This is a genomic window from Allobaculum stercoricanis DSM 13633 (genome assembly GCF_000384195.1).
Taxonomy (GTDB): domain Bacteria; phylum Bacillota_I; class Bacilli_A; order Erysipelotrichales; family Erysipelotrichaceae; genus Allobaculum; species Allobaculum stercoricanis.
The window spans coordinates 365669-383600 of the sequence record NZ_KB913034.1 but is presented as its reverse complement, the minus strand read 5'-3'; the positions used below and the strand labels follow the sequence as shown (position 1 = coordinate 383600).

Here is a 17932-nt window from a genome sequence, read left to right as displayed (position 1 = left end):
GATCGTGTTTTTTGATTTCTTTTTAATTCAACAATTTAGTTATCTGAACGGCTGTAGCTATTTTGCATGAGGCAAGAGCTTGTAAATAAAACTTCATTGAGTAATCGATCCGTATATTTTTGCACAAGATCAACAATCTTCTGATTTTGTGCATTACAGAATTCAATGGCATCGCAATTGGATTGGAAAGATTTTTCTCCTTCATTGATCACTTGTCGACAAGCAGATTCTAATGCTTCTTGGTATCTTTCTACACTAACAATCGTCGTGTCATGATGAGGATCGGCGATTGCACCGATGAGGCGATTTGCCCAATAGAAGTTATTCGTATTCACTTGTAAAGTTGTATTGCCAATATATTCAGGCACTTTCGTGCAGTTGGTATAAATTGGCACTAATGCATTGTAAACGTTGGATGCAAAAGCAATCCATTGAATACAGCTTACTTCACGAGGAACATCATTGCGAAGTTCTGCTACACCTAAAAAGCTCGTGCGATTTACACCAATGGAACGGTAGATGTTGGCTTGCGCCGATTTGGAGTAAACACTATATGGTGTTCCTTGATAAGTGGAAGATTGAACATATTTCACATCTTCAACCGTGATCAAATGATCTGGTTGACGACACCAAGGTAAAACATCACTTTCTGGTCCTGTTAACAAACCATCGTTTGTCCAAGTTGGATCTTGGCGGTTGAAGTAGCGTTGACCATACCAAACACGTGGCGTGTTATAGATGTGATCAGAATCGGAATGACTTCCAAAAGCGAGGCGTGCATTAAATTGACCTTTGGATAAATTCAAATGATTCTGATTGATAAATTCAACAATATCGGCACTGGCCATAAATTCTTTCTGTTCGCCTGTTGCATCGTCTAAATCAAATTCATCTAATGAGAATTGGTTTGCGATCACTGTATAACAATCATCTGGTAATTTACGAGCGATCCAGTGATGGCCACCGACCGTTTCTAAATACCAAACTTCATCATGATCCGCAAAAGCGATTCCGTTATTTTCATATGTACCGTATTGTTCCAATAACATTCCTAATCGTTTGACTCCTTCGCGAGCCGAATGGATATAAGGTAAAACAAGAACGACGATATCTTCTTCCCCAATACCTCCAATTTGTTCTGAAGTTGTATCAGTTGCTTCTTGGTAAACCACTAAAGGGTCAGCGGCTAAAACACGCTGATTTGTGGTTAATGTTTCTGTTGCAGTCATTGCGACATTTGCACTATTGATTCCCGCTGCTGCCCAAATTCCCTTTGCTTCTGGGTTTACATTTGGAACAGCGGTATAACGCATAGGATCATCAGGAAGTGCAATTGTGCAATGCGAAATCACCGAATGATATTCGCGAGGTTGTTCATTTGGTTCAACAACTTTAAATTTTTTCACCGCAAAAGATCCGGTAGGATTGTCATCATTTCGTGAAATCATTGTTGAGCCATTATAAGTTGCTTTTTTACCAACAAGAATTGTTGTACAAGCCATATTTTTCTCCTCCTTTACTCTAATCTTTGGATTGTTTCCTCTCTTCTATTTGCAAAACAATCTTCCTTATTCATTCTATTCTTGTTTGATCCAGAATGCTCATAATTAGGCTTTCAGCACTGAAAAAACATATTTCACATCTATTCTTTTAACAAATAATCTTTACTGTCCGATTTCCTCGTTTTAAAAGAAAGCTGAATAATGAAATTCGTCATTTCTATGGTCCTCCTATAAAAAAACAAACCCATATTTGCATGATGAAAATGGTCATGCTGAGTATTATTGAAGATCAATAAATTCATAAATGAAAACGCTAAGGAAACAAAAGGTATTTGATAAATTTCAGGCAATTTCACATCATAAATTCCACAATGAATCGTTAAGATTTCACTTGTTTTTTATTGTTTTTCTCATATCGAATAAAACTGGAAAAAGATCTTTAAACAAGGGAAGATCTAACTTTCTGTATGCGCTTTTAATCCATTTTGTTTCCATCTCGTTTCTTTTTCATTTTATGATTTTAAGCGCTTTCGCAAAAAAAACATTTCACATCTTATTAGACATGTGTTTCATCTATCTTACATTCTTTCATCATTCATTTTTTTCTTTAATCTAGTTACTTATTCGTTTGAATAATCAAAAAATCGAAAGACCGAATTAAACATGTTGAATGGTCTTTTTTCTCCCCTTTTTTTGTGATAAATATATTGTGTTAAAAATGCATGTAGAGTTTTAACACAGAGTTATAGAGTTATACCCAAATGAAAGGACACTATAGAAATGAAAAAAATCTACGAAGGAAAAACTAAAGACGTTTACAGCCTCGATAACGGAAACGTAATGTTGAAGTTTAAAGACGACTGCACAGGAAAAGATGGAGTATTTGATCCAGGTGAAAACGCTGTCGGATTAACTATTGAAGGAATCGGAAAAGCAAACCTTGAAACATCTATCCACTATTTTGAATTACTCAAAAAAGCAGGAATCAAAACTCACTATGTAAGTGCTAATTTAGAAGATGCTACTATGGAAGTTTTACCTGCAACAGTATTTGGACACGGACTTGAAGTCATCTGCCGTTTAGTTGCGACAGGAAGCTTTATTCGTAGATATGGAGAATATATCCAAGATGGTACTGTTCTTGAAGGTGGATATGTTGAATGCACATTCAAAAATGATGAATTAGGTGATCCACTTGTAACTGGTGAAGGTCTTGCTGCTTTAGGCATCATGACTCCAGAAATGTTCGAAAGCATGAAAGAACAGACTTTAAAAATCACTAAAATCGTTGCTGATGATTTAAAATCTATCGGTCTTGATTTATGGGATATCAAATTCGAATTTGGTTATAACAATGACGAAGTTATCCTGATTGACGAAATCGCTTCTGGAAACATGCGTGTTTACAAAGACGGTAAAATCGTTGATCCAGTTGAATTAACAAAAATTATCAACAATCGCTAATTAATCTTCATAAAAACAACAGGGGCCAAAGGGCCCCTTTTTTTGAACTGTTTCCATACATTAATACTAAAAAAAGAGATAAACTTGCTCAATAAAGCAAATCTATCTCTCACATACCAAACAGAATATCATTAGGCAATTTTCAATTTTTATGAATCAAAACCGACGATCAGTACCGATCGATCTTGCAAATTACTATCTATTTGCATATCTTCTTTACAAATAGATTCTTTCATATGTTCATGTCTGTTGATTCATATTTTTTCAAATCCTTAATCACTTTTACAATTCTAGGAATGTCTAATATCATATATTTTTAAGCAAGCAAAATATCCTGCAATATTCAAAATAACAGCTAGCATCCCTCCATAAAATAACCACTGATAAAGAGAAATGGACAACAACTGTTCAACCCCAACTGCAAAATTTAGGATAAGAAAACCTATAACAAAAAAACTCAATATCACCACATACATAATGGTGCCTTTCTTATTTCCTAACATCATAAAACCTGCATTGTTTATTGGTAACATGATCAATGTGAAAATTGCACTTTCAACTAGAATGAGTAATCCATCGTTAAAATCCAAAAATTTATATCCATACACAGCAGTCAATACAATGGGAATAGAGAGCGTGAATAAGCATACAAAAGAGAAAATATAAGTCTCTAAAAGTTTAGTGACCACTATTTTTTTCTTCGAAATTGGATATGTCAATATAATCTGATCAAACTTAGACAACTCATCTCTTTCGATTGAATATTGCAACGGTGAAACACTAATCATTGGGATTGTTAAACAAACTAAAAGCATAACAATATACTTACTCGGCATTGCAAAAAACAAGACAAAGTAAGTTAAAAAACCAAAAAAACAATTGATTAGATTCTTTCTGTTGCAGAAAGCTTGATAAAAATCCTTTAACATTATGCCTAGCATAATTCGACTCCTTTCTCAGAATAAAACAGCATCATTTCTTCGATAGTTGGTCTTATAATTTCTAAATCTTCAAAAACATTTTGAATTGACGTGCGATTTTTAACCAAAATCGTATAGCTATATGATTCTTTTTTAATCCCCACAACATCATCATGATCCAATGAATCTAATAATTCTTTTCCCGCATGAATAATGCCATAATCTTCTCTTAATTCTTCATATGGCTTCATAAACATCAATTTTCCATTATGAATATAGACAATATAATCAGAGATCTTATCTAAATCGCTAGTTATATGAGATGAAATCAATACCGAATGATTTTCATCCTCGGTATACTTGCGAATAATGGATAATATTTCGTCACGAGCTATTGGATCTAGTCCACTTGTTGCCTCATCTAAAACCAGTAATTTTGCACCATGACTAAAGGCAATCGCAAACTCCAGTTTCATTTTCATTCCTCGAGAAAACTTTTTGATTTTCTTTTTCAAAGGTAGCTGAAATTGCGTTAAATATTCTAAAAACATCTTTTGATCCCAGTTAGAATAGACTTTACTTAACATCTTTCCTATAAACTTAGGCGAAAACTCTTCATCATAGTGCGTCTGATCAAATATCACCGCAATATCTTTCTTAATATTTATTTCATCTGTTTTTAGATCTAATCCAAATATTTTAAGCTCATCAGACGAACTTTTAATAACTCCTAAAAGAGAACGAATGAGCGTTGATTTGCCAGCACCATTTTCGCCAATCAATCCCACAACACTTCCTCTAGATATATTTAAAGTTATATTTTCTAAACGAAAATCATCATATATTTTATTCAGATTTTTTATTTCAATTACGTTTTCCATGTCAGTTTTCCTCATATACCAAATGAAGTAATTCTTCTATTTCTTCTTTAGTTATTCCGGTTTGTTTAGCCAATATGCATATTTCTTCCATTTGTTTTTCAATTCTGCGCAGATTTTCTTCGCGAATAAAATCTTTGTTCTGTTCTGATACAAATGCTCCCTTTGCAGGAATAACATGAATAAATCCATCCTTAGATAATTCATCGTAAGCTCTTTGTGTTGTGATAATGCTAACGTGTAAATCTTTTGCTAACTTTCTCATTGAAGGTAACGGGTCGTTAGCTTTCAATTCTCCGTTCATAATCATTTCTTTTATTTGAAGAACTATCTGCTCATAAATCGGCTTCGAACTTGAATTACTAAGTATTATTTCCATCGTTTCACCTCGTAATCTTATATACTGTATATATATTACATGTACAGTATATGCCACCCTGTTAATACTGTCAATATATAGTATGTACAGTATAGGCAGATGAAAAGTCCAGCTTAATAACTGGACCTCTTTTGACATCACTTTAAAAATCCTAATTCAACAAAGCTGGCACGCCCATCATAATATGATCACTGATCGCTATTTGTTGCTGATTCCAACATTTCGTCATAATTGGATAATTCATAGGTATGATAGACATTAGAGATACATGCTTTTTGGTTATTTTCAACAATATAGTAGCCAACAATCCCTGGCTCTGTTGCTTCCGTAACAATATCAGCAGAATGAGAATCGATTTTATCGACAGAAACTAATTTCTCTGACAAGACACCGAACTCAATATTAGTAATGTCCTTATTATCTAATGTAATGCGGTTCACAAACTCATTTAAATCCGAATCTGTGAGCGGAATAAATGTTTCAGAAGCATGAATAGAGCGAGGCACAATCTCTTCAGTATTAAAATTATGATTTGTAATATTTTTGATTACATAATTCTCTCCATTAATAGCCACGTTTAAATCAAATAACGCTTCCCCTGGTGGGGTATTTAAATAAAAACTAATAGTGTATATCGTATTGTCATTTGCTGTAATTGACTTTATGGATGTTCGTTTAATTGACACTTTCTCATTTGATATTCCGATATTACATTCAATTCCCTCCTCATTTTTAGATTTTTCTACATATCTTAGTTCAAAAAACAGATCGCTAGAATTAGAACAAGTATGAATCGAAGGAGTTTCGAAATAAGGCTTTACGTGGTTTTCACTTTTATTATCATTTCTATTATTGGTGTGATCCCACAGCAGATAAACAAGCAAGCATGACATAAGTAAAACTGCTATTGAGATTAAACTCTTTTTCTTCATAACTTCACCTCCTATTTATAGATTATCATTATTTTTGTAGATCTATATATTTTTTTGTATAAAAGGTAATTAGGCAATAACTAAATTAGAAAGGAGAAACAATATGAAAAAACGCGAATCATTATTGCTTAGTTTATCTACTTCCACATTGATCGTTACAGGTATGATAAATGCACCAATCCATGCATCAAATCCTAAAAGCACTCCTCAAGTATGCGAGGTCATAGACTGTAATCCAACCAATTCATTCAGATCTACTGGAGTCAGTAAAGCAGGTATTAGTTATGGTTCCTTTGTCGAAGTAGCATCGAACAGGACAGGTGCATCAAAAAACGGCGAAACATTATCAGCTTCAAAATCTCTAACTTATTCAAATAGTGTAAGTGATACCGTAACATCTGCATATGCCACTATTTCATCTGCTGTTGGCTTTAATGCTACTGCTTCTTCGACCATGACAGCAAGTTACTCTCTTCCCTTAAACAAAGGGCAACGAGGTGCAATTTATGCGAGACCAAAGTATCAAATATATAATGTGAAATTACAAAGATATTGGTCTGGAACAGTGGGTTGTAACTTTTGGAAAGACGCTGGAACTGCCACAGTTAAGCAGTTCATCGGATTTGACTATTCAACTAAAGTTTGGTGAAATCATTTTCCAAATCGAACATCCCAAGAAATATCAGGTATTTTTAACGGCTTTTTCAATTATTTAACACGCAATCCGAAAGGTGACTTCTACCCTTTCGGATTTTTTTGACCCATACAGAATTAAGACTCTATGAAAAATCGTGTGGAATCATCTATAAATCAAACTTGTCTACAATGATTTATATGGATCAATTCCAATTCGATTCCAAAACAGTTTTCCCTTGTGCTAAAAATCTATAACAAAAAAATCCAGCAAATTTGCCTTTTGAAAAGACATTTGCTGGATGTTCATTATGAAGCTCGATTAGAAACACCCTGTTAAATTGGGAGCTTTATTTCATTTCTTCTATATTTTGTATTCTATTTTTTCGATTTTCGTCTAGAGAGTAAAACTGCTGTCTCCACATGAGCAGTTTGTGAGAAGAAATCAAATGGTTGAACACGTTTGATTTCATATGCTCGTTGTAAATCTTTTAAATCTTTTCCTAATGTAGCTGGATTACAAGAAACATAAATTAATGATTCTGGTAACGATTTTAAAATAGAATCTTTCATTTTTTTGTTTAATCCACTACGTGGCGGATCGACAATTAATGTATCAATACTTTGCTTGGCGATCAGTTTTTCCATTTCCTCACCTGCATCACCACAAATAAAAGATACATTGTCTTTTCCATTCAATTTTGCATTCGTATTGGCATTGTCAACAGCATCCGCAATATATTCAATTCCAACTACTTGATCGGCATGGTCAGCCACAAATAAAGAAATTGCACCAACACCTGAATAAGCTTCCACTAAGAAATGTGAATGTTCAGGAATCCATGTCGCAATTGTCTGATACAAGGCAATCGCTTGTTTGGTATTCAGTTGGAAGAATGATTTAGGAAGTAAATTCAACTGATAATCAGCAAGTTTTAAACTCAATTGCTCTTGTCCGCCTAAATGTGTCACCGTTTTTCCAAAGAGTTCATAATCGGCAACGTCTTCATCTTTGATTGATTGCCAAACAGAAACAACATCTTCAAGCGCTAAAATCTGATCCACTAATTCCTGAGGGATATTCATCTGACCGCTCACAAATGTAACGTGAACTTGTTCATCAAATTCTTTTAAAACAAGAGCAAGTAATCCTGGTTGTTTTGCATTTGCTGCAACGGGTAAGTCGTATTGCGCAAAAATATCCATCAATTCAATACGCACTTTTTCAAGTTTTTTAGAATGAATCAAGCAACGATCCACCGCCACAAACTCATTGCTGCCTTTTTTGTACATTCCTGTGCAAATTTTTCCGTTCACATGACCAAACGGAAGCTTGCAGGCATTGCGATAACCGAGTGGTTCTGGGTTTTTAATGATTGGCTCAACTTTGCCCTCATAATTGGCATATTTACGTAGCGCTTCTTTCAGCACTTGTTCTTTCATGCGAACTTGGCCTTTATAATCCACATGAATGATCGAACAACCGCCACAACTTTCCCACTTTGGACAAATGGGATGCATACGACGACGAGGTGAAGGTTCAATGACTTCTTTTACCTCAGCATTTGAATATTTAGGTAAATCTTCAACAATTTCAATGTCGACAACTTCTCCTGGAATTGCATGGTCGACAAAGATTGTCTTCTTATGTGAATAGGCAATCCCTTCACCATTGATCCCCCATTTTTTAATTTTTGTTTTCATCTATTTTCCTCCAGGTACTGATCACAAAATGAAATGTGATCGCAAGACCTTGTTGATTGGCTTGCAGTTTTTCGATCGCTTCTTTTGGCGTTTTATAAAAATATGGTGTCATTTTCAACAAAGCCATGACATCTTGGACATGATGCACCTGCGAAATTTCTTGTTGTTCAACGAGCTCAAATCCCTCTAATGGTTTTAAAGGCGGGTTATAACGAACATTTTCATAAAGTTGTTCTTTGAGTTCAACATGATGCATCTTGCCTGGTGTTACCGTTACAAGATAGCCTGTTGGCTTTAACACCCGAGCTGCTTCCTTAGTTGGAATCGGTGTAAAAATGGATGTCAACAAATCCATTTCTTGACCTTCAAAAGGCAAGTCATAAATACTGCCCACGATATATTGTGTATGTTTATCGATTTTAGAGGCATGCGTGATGGCAGGTACGCTTAAATCGATTCCATAAGCAGACTTTGCATATTGCGATAAATCTTTTGTGTAATAGCCTTGTCCACAACCTAAATCTAAATAACATTTCGGTTGATGTTTAGACATTAATTTTTGAAGTTCATCTTTTAGAAATGCGTAATAACCACTTTCTAAAAACTCACTTCGCGCTTGGACCATCAGCTTATTGTCACCAGAAGCTTTTTGTTTCCGTGATAAATTCACATACCCTGATTTGGCACGATCGAAAGTATGCTTATTTTTACATTGATATGATTTCCCTTCTAAAGTTAAGGGTTCATGACAAATTGGACAATTCATGAGTTTATTGTACTGTTCTTTTCTTTTCCTTTTTAAAAAAGTCTGAACAAAGCTAAAGATGTTCAGACTGGATAAAATCTATGATTTAGAATAAATCTTCTTCTTCGTTTTTCACTTCATCTTTGAAGCTAATTCGAACCATTTCTGCCATATTGATGCAATCGTCAACCATTTCTTGCCAATCCCATCTTGCTTCATAGGCTTCACATTTTTCTTTTCTTGGTTTTGTGACTGGCGCTTTAGGCGTAAAGATTGTACAGCAATCTTCAAATGGCAAAATGGACGTTTCATATGTTCCGATATGACGGGCGATGTCGATAATTTCGACTTTGTCCATACAAACAACTGGACGAATCATTGGCATATTGGTTACTGCATTAATACAGTTCATACTTTCCAATGTTTGGGAAGCAACTTGGCCTACACTTTCGCCTGTTCCGATTGCTAGGCAATGACGTTTTTGCGCTAAACCATCAGCAATGCGCATCATCATCCGACGCATCAAAGTGATCGCATAACTTTCTGGAGCATGCTGATAGATCGCTAATTGTAATGTCGTAAATGGTACAACATGAACAACGAGATCCCCTTGATAAGGAGCGATGAGTCTAGCTAATTGGAAGACTTTATCACGGGCTTCAGCACTTGTATATGGTGGAGCAGCAAAGTGAATCGCTTCTAAATGAATTCCACGTTTCATCATTAAATAAGCGGCAACAGGTGAGTCGATTCCACCGGAAAGAAGAACCATTGCTCTTCCGCCAACACCGACTGGAAAACCACCAGCACCTTCAATTTTTTCCGTCATCACATAAATTGCATCTGCACGAACTTCAATTAAAATTGTCACTTCAGGATGATGAACGTTAACTTTCCAATCACTGTTTTTTAAGATTTGCGTCGCAACTGCACGGTTAATCGCATCAGAATTCAATTCAAATGATTTATCATGACGTCTTGCTTTGACTTTGAATGTATGTGGAGTACTTAAATCGATCGCTTGATTAATGGAATCTAAAACAGCTTCCATTGTTGGTTCCACTTTCATTGCTGGTGAGAAAGAGGAAATTCCAAACACTTTGGCGATGACTTCACAAACCGCATCACAATCTTCTTGATGAAGATAAACATACATCCGGTCATATTGCGCTTCAAATTCAAGTGTGGGAAATCCTTTCAACGCTTTTTTGAGATTATCGGATAAACGATGAATAAAGTTTTTACGGTTTTTTCCTTTTAAGGACAATTCCCCGTATCGAATCAAAATGTGATCATAGCGGTAATCCATATGCGGCAATAATCTCCTTTACTGTATCAATAAATTGATCGGCTTCTTTTAATGTATTTTGGTTAGAAAAAGATAATCGAATATTATGCGTTGCTTCCTTTTGTGTGCATCCCATATTGATTAAAACAGGATTCGGACCAGCATGTTTCGATTCACATGTACTAATTGCAGATACGCAAATTCCTCTTTCATCTAACGCATTTTGTAAAACTTGGCTTGTCATCTGATCAAAACATACGCAAAGAATTGAATCAGCACCATCTTTTGGGGAAAGGACTTTTGCTCCTTCAATTTCTTGTAAGCGAGTAATCAAATGATCCTTAATTGTTTTGATTTTCTTTTGTGTTGCTTCTTGTTCTTGTAAGGCAAGGCGAATCGTTTTTGCTAGGGCAATATGCGTTGGCGCATTTTCTGTTCCCCCACGCAACCCTTGTTCTTGTTGACCTCCAAAAAGTAATGGTTGTAATTCAATATTGAATTTTTTATACAACAAGGCCGAGCCTTTTACGCCATGAATTTTATGCGCAGACATGGTCATCATATCGAGTTTATCCATCGGAATATCGATTTTTCCAAAGCTTTGCGTACAATCGCCATGGAAGACACAAGTTGGGTTTTGATGCACAACATCACTAATCGCACTTAAATCATTAATTGCGCCCATTTCATTCGAAACATGAATCAGACTGACTAAAATTGTGTCATCTGTCATCGCTTTAGCAACATCTTGAGCATGGATTTGACCATCTTCATGAATTGGCAAATAGATCACTTCAAAGCCCATTTGCTCTAAAAACTTCATTGCCGATTGGTTCGAGGAATGCTCAGCATTGGAAGTAATAATCCGTTTTCCTCGTTTTGTGTTGGCTAGTGCATAGCCCACAATTGCCATCGAATTGGATTCAGAAGCACAAGAAGTAAAGATAATTTCATCTTTACGCACATGAAGCATGTTGGCAATTCTTAAGCGACTTTCATCTAATAAATGCGATGTTTTGCGTCCAAGAGCATGTAAGGAATCCGGGTTTCCATATTCTTGGAGTAATTTAACAAAAAGAGCAGCAACTTCCGGATGGACCGGTGTGGTTGCTGCATTATCGAAATAGATCATCCAATTAAACCTGGTTCATAACCGCAGGATCTTTGCGGGCAATCAACTTCTCATAAATTCCCGGATGAAGTGTTTCGATTGCCTGGATCGCGATTTTGAGCGCACGAGTGTATTCACCATTTTGGAAACAGATTTCAGCTTTTGTTAAATCGGAATCCAAAGCTGGATAAGAAGAACGGAAACGGTTGCCAAAGACAATTGCGTTTTCAACCATCACCGCTACACCAACAAGGTTTGTAGCATTGGAATACAGCTTATAAATGAAATCAATTGCTTCTTGGAGGTTTTCGTTGAGTTCATTTACATCCAAAGGAGATTTTTCCAAAATTGCTTGAACATTGGCAATTTTCTTTTCCCCTTCTTCTAAATCCTCATTAAAGGAAGCAGAAATCGCTGGTAATTGGCGCATGCTTGTATTCAAACGCACTTCATTTAAAATCAGCTGTAATTTAATCAGCTGTTTACGAGCACGTGAATCATCGCTGCTTGCACCGACTAACAATTCCTTCATATCGCTAACTTCTTTACCAAAGTCTTCGATTTTTAATGAGAAGTTACGATAACCGTCCATCAATTCAACACTGAAATATTCGCTCGTTTTGAGCTGTTCTTGAATTTCATCTTTTTGTTTTTTCAAGACTTCCATCTGTTCTCTTGCTTTCGCAAAACGTTTTGTCCAATCTTCTAAACCAAAACGATCTTTGATTGAAGCATAGAGACGAGTAATTTCGTTTAATTCTCGTTCTACATCATCTACGACGTTAAAGTTGCTTTCTAAATTGGATTGAATTTGATGGAATGCGGATTGTTCAAGAGTAATGTCGTCTTGCAAAGCCAAAATCTGATCTGTAATGGCATCGATTTGTGGCGCTGCTTGTTCTAAATCACCGCTATCGAGATGATTTAAAGCTGTGTCTAGAGCGTTTTGAATCGCATCTAGTTTATCGTCGACATTGAGATATGAAGGGTCAATCTTATCTTCTTCAAAGTTTGCGATTAACTGTTTCACTTGTTCAATTCCCGCTGGAATATCTACTTTTGCACGTTGGTATAAAGATGGATATTCTTTGCAGTAAGAATCGAACAGTTTGCATTGTTCATCTAATTGATCGATGATTTCTTTAGCAAGGTTAAACTGTGATTGTTCAATTTGAGATTCCAAATCGGCCTGCATTGATTTCAAGTTGTTGAGTCGTTCTTCAATGAAGCTTTGGCCACCCAATAAACTTTCACGAACTTGCTCGTATTGTTTTTCTTGTGCAGCAACTTGCTCAATCACTTTATCCGCTTTTGTTTTCACTTCTGTTTCGCGAGATAAAATCTGATCTAATGATTGTTCAACAATATTGATTCGCTCTTCTGTGTCATACAGAACCGCTTCAACTTCATCCATTGCGCGTAATGCTTTTTTATATTTGTGACGTGAAAAATAATCAAAAGCTTTTTCGTAAAGATTTTCGCATGTATTGACCGACTCAATACAGATTTCGTATTTTGGACGGATATCTCCCACGCGTTCTTGTAAATCTTCATTCGCTTTGGCAATTGCTTCCGCTTTTAAGAATTTATCTTGTAAGTGATTGGAACGAATTGCTTCGACATCCATTTCAAGTTGGGCAAGATTTTTGGCCACTCGACCTTTTTTCGTCATTCTCGAAACAACAGAAATTAAAATTAAGATCAAAATGGCAATTGCTATATAAACCATTACCTCTAAAGGAACGTGATTTATGACATATTGATAGGCACTATTGCACCATCCAGCAAACTGGCTCCATGCATTTTCCATTGCAGCTCCCCCTTCGCATTCAGATTAGATTATAACAAACGACTTTCTCTTTGCACATGAGGAAAATTGTTCATGTGCAAAAACGCATCGGATTTTGCCATTATAGCAAATTGATGAATCGAATTGAAAACGCTAAATATAAATATTCTAAACTCAACGATCCTCATCGTTCCAAACGATTGATTCAAAAATGACTATCACCAAATTTATAAGGAATTATCCATCCATATAAAAAGGCGAGAAACTAAATAAGATCTTTTTGTAGGAAGTTCTTATTCTATGTTTCTCGCTCAATTTTTGATCATTATCATATAATCAGCTTAGATCAACAGAGATAGGTCTATCGATCTCCTCATTTAGATTGATCCATTCATAAATTGCGTATTTTTGTTCGCTATTTTAAATAACAGTAGTTTCTATATATTTTTTGATCATCAAAAAATTATCGAAATATGATTCATACCTGTAAAGTGTCTTATTCACTAGCTTTTTTCTTCAACTGATCGTATTCCTCACAAGTAATCACTACATATTCCTCGGCTCGTTTTTTCCATCGCTTATAGTCAAAAAACATCCAAACTGCAAATACGATACAGAGTAAGGTTGCGAGTTCAAAACGAAGTTTTAAATAAAACACAAGTGGACCCACAATTGCCGTGATACCATACATCCCAATTAGCCTGTTCACTCTTTCTATTGGATTAAGTTTCTTCATAAAGATCTTCCTTTCATTGATATGCAAACGATGAACGCCAAACAAATTTGATAAACTTTCTGAACTCAATGATTCTCGATATTTAAAAAACCTAATTGTTCTATATTGATTTGATCAGCAATAGATTCTCATCAAAACGAACATTTATATTTCCATTGCTGATCAAAGTACTAAATGAGTCATTGGCATCACGTCCTTTGATACGTAATTGATCATAAAAGCGATCCATCTAACTTTATATATCTCATGGACCATAGGAATATTAGATATATCTAACAAGTAAAAAAGGATAGATCACGATAGTCTTATACGTACGTAACATACTCATTATTATTTTTAAATCGCTAAATCTAACCCTACGTTTTATGTCACAAATATTCATTACATCCGTATCTTTACTTAAAGAATAAGTCTATCGTTTTTTTTCTGTAACCAAATCGAACGTTTTAGAAAAAAGCGCACAAAATCCCTGACGTTTTTGAAAAAATAAAATAGTAAAATTCTAGAAGGCTACTTGTGCCAGTTGTTCTGGCATGAGAGTTATTCCAAAATTTTCAAGCTTCTTTAAAGTTGATACTAACTTATTTTTGTGATTTTTCTTTTCAAAGTAATCTGAGCCTAAATCTTCATATCTCTCATTCTTTTTGAGTAGTTGCCAAATGATTTGTAATATTGCGTGTGCCAACTGCAACAATAGCCTCTTTTCCTTTCCTCTATGTGAGGCAATCCGTTTAATACATTTCTCCAAAGTAAGAATCTTTTTTCAACACAGCTGAGTGAGCACAGACAACTAAAGTACTTCTTAAGAGTTTATTTCCCTTGTTTGTTCTTCCATTCTTTCGTTTCCCAGCGCTTTCATGATTTCCAGGACATAGTCCACCCCATGAACACAAAGCTCCGCTTGTTGGAAAGCGCGGACATATCTGTTTCCAATGATTGAAACGATCGTTTGGTGCACTCGTATCTGAAAATACCAGGGATGTCTTTGATTAATTCAACTGCGTTTTCTTCTTCTTCGTTTAGATGATTTGAAATGTCGTCATTCAGTTCTTTGATGTGCGCTTCAAGTTCTGAAATATGAGTTCGAATCACTTTGATCATCTTTGCCTGAATTGGGCTGATACAACCTTGCATATCTTTGATCAATTGTTTTTTAGGTGCTTTTAATCGTTTGGAAATCAACTTTTCTGCAAGAAGTCGTTCATAAGCTTCGTCGTCAAAAATTTCGCCAGAAACAATATAGTCAAGAAGAGCTTTTCCACTCTTACCATTAATATCGGATATTGTCCCCAGATAGTTTGATATTCGCTCCTTCTAACATTTTCTGAAGTCGATTCTTTTCAGCACCTAAATCAACGATCAATGATTTTCTGTATCTACATAGTTCGCGAAGTTCTCTTTGACGTCTATTTGGAATAAAACTCGGTTTAAGAAGTCCATTCATTAACAGATCAGAAATCCATTCAGCATCTTTTACATCTGTTTTTCGTCCAGGAACTTGTTTCATGTGTTGAGCATTGACAACCATTGGGTTTTAAATCATAGCCTTCAAGAATATTAAAAACAGGCTTCCAATATGAAGCTGTACTTTCCATCGCTACAGCTTCGCATTGATTGGCTGTTAACCAATCCACAAGATCAAGAAGATCTTGAGTTGATGCACCAAAAAGAACGAATTTCAGTAGATTGTTTCGTTCTCAAACAAGCAACCAAAATCTTTTTGTGAACATCGATACCACAACAAACCGCATATAGTCTTTCCATAATTACCTCCAAAAATAGAAAAGCGGCCGATCTTCTGCGAATTAATATTTTTTTCTACGTTCTCGAGCAGGGCGAATTATTCGTTCTGTTTCGAAACAGTCAGTGGTGCATACAGAAGATCTTCTATCAATTTTTTTTGCGAGATCAAATCTCAAAAAAGCAACGATCTCTTCCGCTAATTTCAGTATAGCAAGAGAAAAAAGACCGAGTGATCAAATTCACTCGGTTACATCAGGAGTGGTAGAGCCCGACTGTATGGTTATTTTTTTTGCAATACAATTTATTTAACAAATCAAAAGCAGTTATCAAAAATTTGTGATGAATTTGAATATTTAACGTGTATAAGTTCAATCTACAAAAAAATCCCTTTTAGTGACATCTAGAATGTCGACTAAAAGGGAAATGATTACAGTATTGGATTGATCTATTCTTAATTGACCAATTCTGTTTTATTCAAGAACGAACAAATTAGAATGCTTTTTTACCGCGAGTGTAAGTCATGATGACATCGTAGTTATCCGCAAGAACAACTAAGTCAGCATCTTTACCAGCTTGGATAGATCCTTTACGATCTTCGAATCCTAAGTAGCTTGCAGGGTTGATTGTGCAAGAGTTAATCGCACTTAACCAAGGTACACCTGCTTTTTCTACTAAGATTTCTAATCCTCTATTTACGTTTAATGTACTTCCTGCAAGTGAACCAGCATCTAAATGAGCGGATCCATCAGGCATTAAAGTAATCATCTGTCCACCAAATGGAACGCGTGTTCCAACTGGTAAAGATTTAACCATTAAAGAGTCAGTGATCATAATTGCATGGTGAGGACCTTTTGCTTGGTAGAAATCATAGATTGCTTCGTAAGTGGAGTGGTTTCCATCACAGATCAATTCACCATAAACGTCATTGAAACGTAATGCTGCACCAACTAATCCTGGATCACGGTGGTGGAATTTAGTCATACCGTTGTAGACGTGAGTCATACCCATGGCACCATTGGCAACACCCATTAATGCTTGTTGGTAAGTTGCAGAAGAGTGACCTTGGCTGACACGAACACCATGGTCTACGCAGAAATGAGTTAAAGCGTAGTCTTTATCATGTTCTGTTGCCATTGTGATGACACGAATTAAATGATCACTTGCTTCCCAATAACGTTTGAATTGTTCTACGTCAGCTGGTACGCAATATTGTTCTGGTTGAGCTCCTTTATAAACTTGGTCTAAATAAGGACCTTCAAAGTGAATTCCAAGGATTTCTGCCCCTTCATATCCGTCACGGACAACTTTTGCGACGTTTTTAACTGCATTCGTTAATACTTCTTCAGATTGTGTAATTGTAGTTGGCAAAATACCAGTTACACCTTCTTTAACGATGTTTTTCATCCAATTGCGTAAGCCATCTTCAGTTGCATCGTTCGTATCCCAACCATAAGCACCATGTGTATGGATATCTAAGAACCCTGGGACAACTCTTTCATTGCCATAATCTTCGTCTGGTGTTTTTGTGCCATATGGAAGAATTGCTTTAATTTTTTCGCCTTCAGTTTCGATTTGACAAGGCATCCATGTGTCAACGACCCAAACGCGTTTACTTTGAATAATCATTGTTCGACTCTCCATTTTCTATCTTGTTACTCAACTTGATTGCATTCACGTTCTTGACGAACCAGCGAATTAAAATCAAGTTTTACAAGAGAACTATATTTATTATAATCGTCAAAAATGGGAATTATAACTCGAACGCTATCTTTTTGAGTTTTGACAAATAGTTTTTTAAAAAGCTACCTTCTGCTCTACTTTTTTTCACAAATTTCTTTTAGGTTCTCCTAATTGAATTGCGCAGGATTTCAATAAACCCGATCTCAATGAGTACTTGGTTGTGCATACTTTTCCACATATTTTCTCAAAAAATCACTTCGCGTAGTTTCTGAATCAGAATCGAATTATCCAATCTATTTTTTATCCCATTCCACTTGTCATTTTGTGTATTGTATTCGCTGATTCATCATGCTTTTTCTTGCTCAATTTCATCAAAAATCCCCTTAAAGTATCGAATAAAATCGTAATTGATAGTTTTAAAAAAATCA

At 35.5% G+C, this 17932-nt stretch carries 14 protein-coding genes and 1 pseudogene; 2 read left to right on the top strand and 13 right to left on the bottom strand.

What is annotated here, in order from left to right; all coding sequences use genetic code 11:
• Positions 1–35 precede the first annotated feature (35 nt).
• Positions 36–1502, bottom strand: coding sequence for a C69 family dipeptidase (locus ALLST_RS0101805; RefSeq protein WP_019892282.1), 1467 nt, complete (start codon positions 1500–1502; stop codon positions 36–38).
• Positions 1503–2282: 780 nt separating this feature from the next.
• On the opposite strand from ALLST_RS0101805, the gene ALLST_RS0101800 reads away from it, so the two are divergent.
• Positions 2283–2966, top strand: coding sequence for a phosphoribosylaminoimidazolesuccinocarboxamide synthase (locus ALLST_RS0101800; protein ID WP_019892281.1), 684 nt, complete (start codon positions 2283–2285; stop codon positions 2964–2966).
• Positions 2967–3256: 290 nt separating this feature from the next.
• On the opposite strand, the gene ALLST_RS0101795 is transcribed toward ALLST_RS0101800, so the two are convergent.
• The 4 genes from ALLST_RS0101795 to ALLST_RS0101780 all read right to left on the bottom strand — a co-directional run bounded on the left by ALLST_RS0101795 (position 3257) and on the right by ALLST_RS0101780 (position 6075).
• Positions 3257–3907, bottom strand: a complete 651-nt coding sequence (locus ALLST_RS0101795; protein WP_019892280.1) for an ABC-2 transporter permease — start codon at positions 3905–3907, stop codon at positions 3257–3259.
• Positions 3901–4767 (bottom strand): ABC transporter ATP-binding protein, encoded by an 867-nt coding sequence (locus ALLST_RS0101790; protein WP_019892279.1) that lies wholly within the window; start codon positions 4765–4767, stop codon positions 3901–3903. The genes ALLST_RS0101795 and ALLST_RS0101790 overlap by 7 nt, the downstream gene beginning before the upstream one ends.
• A 1-nt stretch (position 4768) precedes the next feature.
• Positions 4769–5143, bottom strand: a complete 375-nt coding sequence (locus ALLST_RS0101785) for a GntR family transcriptional regulator (protein WP_019892278.1) — start codon at positions 5141–5143, stop codon at positions 4769–4771.
• Between the two features lie 188 nt (positions 5144–5331).
• Positions 5332–6075: a hypothetical protein gene (locus tag ALLST_RS0101780; protein WP_019892277.1), complete on the bottom strand. Its 744-nt coding sequence runs from the start codon at positions 6073–6075 to the stop codon at positions 5332–5334.
• A 103-nt stretch (positions 6076–6178) separates the two neighbouring features.
• Here ALLST_RS0101780 and ALLST_RS0101775 point away from each other — a divergent pair, with 103 nt between their 5' ends.
• Positions 6179–6724, top strand: coding sequence for a hypothetical protein (locus tag ALLST_RS0101775; RefSeq protein WP_019892276.1), 546 nt, complete (start codon positions 6179–6181; stop codon positions 6722–6724).
• Positions 6725–7086: 362 nt separating this feature from the next.
• Here the strand turns inward: ALLST_RS0101775 and rlmD are convergent, their stop codons facing one another.
• From rlmD to nagA, 8 genes and pseudogenes are all read right to left on the bottom strand, one after another.
• On the bottom strand, positions 7087–8412 hold the full coding sequence (gene rlmD / locus ALLST_RS0101770) for a 23S rRNA (uracil(1939)-C(5))-methyltransferase RlmD (RefSeq protein ID WP_019892275.1): 1326 nt from the start codon (positions 8410–8412) through the stop codon (positions 7087–7089).
• Entirely contained in the window at positions 8396–9178 is a 783-nt protein-coding gene (locus ALLST_RS0101765) for a putative RNA methyltransferase (RefSeq protein ID WP_019892274.1), read from the bottom strand. The genes rlmD and ALLST_RS0101765 overlap by 17 nt, the downstream gene beginning before the upstream one ends.
• Positions 9179–9263: 85 nt before the next feature.
• On the bottom strand, positions 9264–10466 hold the full coding sequence (gene thiI, locus ALLST_RS0101760; RefSeq protein WP_019892273.1) for a tRNA uracil 4-sulfurtransferase ThiI: 1203 nt from the start codon (positions 10464–10466) through the stop codon (positions 9264–9266).
• Complete coding sequence (locus tag ALLST_RS0101755; RefSeq protein WP_019892271.1) at positions 10450–11577, bottom strand: cysteine desulfurase family protein; 1128 nt, start codon at positions 11575–11577, stop codon at positions 10450–10452. The genes thiI and ALLST_RS0101755 overlap by 17 nt, the downstream gene beginning before the upstream one ends.
• Before the next feature lie 4 nt (positions 11578–11581).
• Complete coding sequence (locus ALLST_RS0101750; protein WP_019892270.1) at positions 11582–13366, bottom strand: septation ring formation regulator EzrA; 1785 nt, start codon at positions 13364–13366, stop codon at positions 11582–11584.
• Positions 13367–13841: 475 nt separating this feature from the next.
• Complete coding sequence (locus ALLST_RS0101740; protein ID WP_019892268.1) at positions 13842–14081, bottom strand: hypothetical protein; 240 nt, start codon at positions 14079–14081, stop codon at positions 13842–13844.
• 502 nt (positions 14082–14583) lie between these two features.
• Positions 14584–15845: pseudogene (locus ALLST_RS11810) on the bottom strand (IS110 family RNA-guided transposase).
• A gap of 468 nt (positions 15846–16313) precedes the next feature.
• On the bottom strand, positions 16314–17450 hold the full coding sequence (gene nagA, locus ALLST_RS0101715; protein ID WP_019892263.1) for an N-acetylglucosamine-6-phosphate deacetylase: 1137 nt from the start codon (positions 17448–17450) through the stop codon (positions 16314–16316).
• Positions 17451–17932 lie beyond the last annotated feature (482 nt).

Bases quoted from the DNA above. Each gene is read 5' to 3' on its own strand.
- ALLST_RS0101805 (WP_019892282.1), bottom strand. From the start codon at position 1,502: ATGGCTTGTACAACAATTCTTGTTGGTAAAAAAGCAACTTATAATGGC.
- ALLST_RS0101800 (WP_019892281.1), top strand. From the start codon at position 2,283: ATGAAAAAAATCTACGAAGGAAAAACTAAAGACGTTTACAGCCTCGAT.
- ALLST_RS0101795 (WP_019892280.1), bottom strand. From the start codon at position 3,907: ATGCTAGGCATAATGTTAAAGGATTTTTATCAAGCTTTCTGCAACAGA.
- ALLST_RS0101790 (WP_019892279.1), bottom strand. From the start codon at position 4,767: ATGGAAAACGTAATTGAAATAAAAAATCTGAATAAAATATATGATGAT.
- ALLST_RS0101785 (WP_019892278.1), bottom strand. From the start codon at position 5,143: ATGGAAATAATACTTAGTAATTCAAGTTCGAAGCCGATTTATGAGCAG.
- ALLST_RS0101780 (WP_019892277.1), bottom strand. From the start codon at position 6,075: ATGAAGAAAAAGAGTTTAATCTCAATAGCAGTTTTACTTATGTCATGC.
- ALLST_RS0101775 (WP_019892276.1), top strand. From the start codon at position 6,179: ATGAAAAAACGCGAATCATTATTGCTTAGTTTATCTACTTCCACATTG.
- rlmD (WP_019892275.1), bottom strand. From the start codon at position 8,412: ATGAAAACAAAAATTAAAAAATGGGGGATCAATGGTGAAGGGATTGCC.
- ALLST_RS0101765 (WP_019892274.1), bottom strand. From the start codon at position 9,178: ATGAATTGTCCAATTTGTCATGAACCCTTAACTTTAGAAGGGAAATCA.
- thiI (WP_019892273.1), bottom strand. From the start codon at position 10,466: ATGGATTACCGCTATGATCACATTTTGATTCGATACGGGGAATTGTCC.
- ALLST_RS0101755 (WP_019892271.1), bottom strand. From the start codon at position 11,577: ATGATCTATTTCGATAATGCAGCAACCACACCGGTCCATCCGGAAGTT.
- ALLST_RS0101750 (WP_019892270.1), bottom strand. From the start codon at position 13,366: ATGGAAAATGCATGGAGCCAGTTTGCTGGATGGTGCAATAGTGCCTAT.
- ALLST_RS0101740 (WP_019892268.1), bottom strand. From the start codon at position 14,081: ATGAAGAAACTTAATCCAATAGAAAGAGTGAACAGGCTAATTGGGATG.
- nagA (WP_019892263.1), bottom strand. From the start codon at position 17,450: ATGATTATTCAAAGTAAACGCGTTTGGGTCGTTGACACATGGATGCCT.